The following is a 3,198-nucleotide window of genomic DNA, read 5'->3' as shown; positions in this document are numbered from 1 at the left end:
CAGCCCCAGGCCCAGCAGCACCAGGCAGGGCACCAGCACGACCGCGGCGACGATGAAGGGCACCGCCTCGCCCCAGGGCAGCGTCAGCCCGCCCAGCAGCGGGCCGACCAGCCAGCCGATGTAGAGGCTCGCGTTGAGCCAGGCGAAGCTGCGGGTGCGCTCCAGCTGCGGATGCCAGTCCGCCAGCAGCGCCCGCACCACCGCGACGTTGCCCTCGGTCAGCCCGGTCGCGAAGCGCGACAGCACGAACAGCGGATAGTCCCGCGAGGCCAGCGCGAAGGCGCTCAGTCCGTAGCCGACCAGCGTCGCGGTGATGGTGATGCCGAGCACGCGGCGGCGCCCGTAGCGGTCGGACATCGGCCCCACGAACAGGCTGCCGACGAGGATGCCGGCGGGATTCACGGCCAGCGCCAGGCCCATCAGCAGCTCGGGCCGCAGGCCGAGGAAGTGGGTGAAGTCGTCCACCGGTCCGCCGACGAAGATCGGCGCCAGGATCGGATACGGCAGCGCGACGCCGGCGGTGCTCATCAGCGCGAGCGCGCAGACGGCCCAGAGCAGCAGGTGCGGATGGCGCAGCGGCGCCGGCGAGGCGGAAGGGGGCGCGGACGAAGACAGCACGGCGCTCATTGTGCGGCCCCTTCCCGGCGCAGGCACAAGGCATAGCCGGGCCAGCCGCGATGGCGCCACTCCTCGCGGGCGGCGTCGGCGACCTTGATGCGGTGATCGTTCATGGATCCCTGCAGCGCGGGCAGCTCGCGCGTCCAGTCGTCCTCGGACGCGCTGCCCGCATGCACCAGCGCCCAGGCCGGCGCCGGCCGCTGGTCCGACAGGTAGGTGCCCAGCCAGGCCCGCCAGACGCTGCGCAGGACCTGGCCTTCGTCGACGACCAGACCGCGCGAGGCCGCCGCCGCCAGCAGCACCCGCAACGCATGGGTGCCGGTCACCAGGTGCAACGCGGCGAACTGGTGCCGCGCCAGGTAGACCGCCAGCGAGGCCTCGGCCAGGTCGTCCAGCGTCAGGCGCGGACGCTCGACGTAGGCCGCGAAGCCGGCAGCGCCGCCGCGTGCTGCATGCGGGTCGTGATCAGGCTGCCCGGCATCGCCGGCATGGCCATCGCCGGATCGGCGCGCACCGCGTCGATCACGTCGCGCAGGCGCGCGCTGCCCTGGCCCGAGGGCACCGGCGCGCCGAGCGGCGACGTCAATCCGACCGTCGTCCGCAGCGCCGCGTCCAGTTCCTTCGCATGCCCCGACTGCAGCGCGTAGGCCAGCCGGATCGCGACATGGAAGGCCTGCGCCTCGGGTACGTCCAGCACGCGCAGCAAGGCCTCCTCCACCGTCGGGGCGGGCGTGTCGTCCGCCACGGCGGGGCGCGACAGCGGCGCCCAGTGGTCGATCTGCCGCTGCAACGCCGCGCGCGGCGCGCCGAGCCGCGCCAGCGCGCCCAGCGCCATCGGCAAATGGTTGAACAGCGGCATCGCCTCGGTGCCGTACATCGGGCCGAAACGGACCGACTGGTCCAGCGCCTCGTGCAGACCCGCCGGCCAGGGCGGCCCCTTGAGCTCGAGCTCGTTGTCGTCCGGATCGAACAGGTACAGCGACGGGCCGTCGCCCTCGGCACCGTAGCGCGAGCCGTAGGCATCGACGCGCACGCCGCGTTCGGTCAGCCAGCGGCGCAGCGCGGGCTCGTCCAGCGACTCGACCCGCAGGCAGAAGTGGTCGACGTGGCGCCCCTCCGCGCCCGGCCCCGCGCCCCCGGCGCTGCCGAGCTTGCCGTCCAGCGGCACGAGGTCGATCAGCTGCGCGCCGGCGCGCAGCTGCACCAGGCCGATCGCGTCCTGGCGGCGCTCGACCGTGCAGCCGAGCAGGTCCACGTAGAAGTGCAGCGAGGCGGACAGGTCCCGCACCCGCAGGACGAGGTGGTCGAGGCCCTGGATCTTGATCATGGCGAGCTCCTTGTGCTTGCTGTTGTTGCGCCATGATCGCGCCGCTCATCGATTTAATAAACAGTTTGTTTATTAACACTCTTCCCCGCAGGGAGACCCGACAATCGCGCCCATGGCTTTCCGACCCCTGCCCCTTCCCGATGACGTCCCCGGCCGGCTCTGGCTGCAGTCGATGCCGGGCCGCCGCGAGCCCTGGAGCGCCTTCCTCGACGAGGCGCGGCTGAACCGGCTCGACATGCTGGTCTGCCTCAATCCGCTGGAGGAGGTGGCCGAGCTGTCGCCGGCGTATCACAAGGCGGTCGCGCAGGGCCGGATGCCGTTCCGCTGGCTGCATGTGCCGATGCGCGACTTCGGCCTCGCCGCGGATGCCGCCGCCTTCCGGCAAGGGGTGGAGCAGGTCGCGCAGGGCCTGCGCATGGGCGACCGCGCGCTGCTGCATTGCGCCGCCGGCATGGGCCGCACCGGCACGATGGCCGCCTGCGTGCTCAAGCGCCTGGGCATGCCGGCGGCGGAAGCGCTCGCCGCGGTCAGCGCCGCCGGATCGAATCCCCAATCGGCGCTGCAGTCCGGCTGGATCCACCAGTTCTGACGCGCGCCGGAACCGGCGTCCCGATCCCCCTCATGTCGCCCTCGCCCTCGGCCTTCGCCCACCTCGACCCGCGGGTGCTGCACGCCGACGACCATCTCGTCGTCGTCGACAAGCCGTCGGGCCTGCTGTCGGTGCCGGGTCGCGGCGAGGACAAGCAGGATTGCGCCTGGGCCCGCGTCGCGGCAGGCTGGCCCGATGCGTTGATCGTCCATCGACTGGACCAGTCGACCTCCGGGCTGATCGTCTTCGCCCGCGGCGAGGCGATGCAGCGCGCGCTCAGCGAGGCCTTCGCGGCCCGGCTCGTCGACAAGCGCTACGAGGCCGTCGTGCATGGCCTGGTCGCGCGCGATGCGTTCGAGATCGACCTGCCGCTGATCGTCGACTGGCCCAACCGGCCGCGCCAGATGGTCGATGCCGAGCGCGGCAAACCCAGCCTCACGCGGGTGCGGGTGCTGCAGCGCGACCTCGCCGCGGGCACCACACGCGTCGAGCTGGAGCCGGTCACCGGGCGCTCGCACCAACTGCGCGTGCACCTGCTGGCCGCCGGCCACCCCATCCTCGGCGACGCGCTGTACGCGCCGCCCGAGATCCTTGCCCGCGCGCCGCGCCTGCTGCTGCACGCGCGGGACCTGCGCTTGCCGGCGGTGCTCGACGCGCCGCCGCT

4 protein-coding genes and 1 pseudogene are annotated in these 3,198 nt (G+C 72.9%); 2 read left to right on the top strand and 3 right to left on the bottom strand.

Annotated features, from left to right (window positions below):
* The 3 genes and pseudogenes from FUT87_RS26970 to FUT87_RS31190 form a co-directional block, all read right to left on the bottom strand.
* Positions 1–627: MFS transporter (locus FUT87_RS26970; RefSeq protein WP_147242972.1), on the bottom strand; the 627-nt coding region annotated here is incomplete at its 3' end.
* The gene (locus tag FUT87_RS29600) at positions 624–953 is read right to left on the bottom strand and encodes a questin oxidase family protein (RefSeq protein ID WP_186830799.1); all 330 of its coding nucleotides are present in this window, start codon (positions 951–953) and stop codon (positions 624–626) included. The genes FUT87_RS29600 and FUT87_RS26970, both read right to left, overlap by 4 nt.
* Before the next feature lie 587 nt (positions 954–1,540).
* Positions 1,541–1,945 (bottom strand): annotated as a pseudogene (locus tag FUT87_RS31190) (VOC family protein); the annotation flags it as partial.
* A 112-nt stretch (positions 1,946–2,057) separates the two neighbouring features.
* Here FUT87_RS31190 and FUT87_RS26955 point away from each other — a divergent pair.
* Positions 2,058–2,534, top strand: a complete 477-nt coding sequence (locus FUT87_RS26955; protein WP_091723514.1) for a tyrosine-protein phosphatase — start codon at positions 2,058–2,060, stop codon at positions 2,532–2,534.
* Between the two features lie 32 nt (positions 2,535–2,566).
* Positions 2,567–3,198 (top strand): RluA family pseudouridine synthase (locus FUT87_RS26950; protein WP_147242970.1); only part of this gene is annotated, 632 nt, incomplete at its 3' end.

The organism is Mitsuaria sp. TWR114 (assembly GCF_007997345.1).
This window is presented reverse-complemented; position numbering and strand designations above follow the sequence as displayed.

Coding starts and splice junctions, on each gene's coding strand:
- FUT87_RS26955 (WP_091723514.1), top strand. CDS start 2,058: ATGGCTTTCCGACCCCTGCCCCTTCCCGATGACGTCCCCGGCCGGCTC.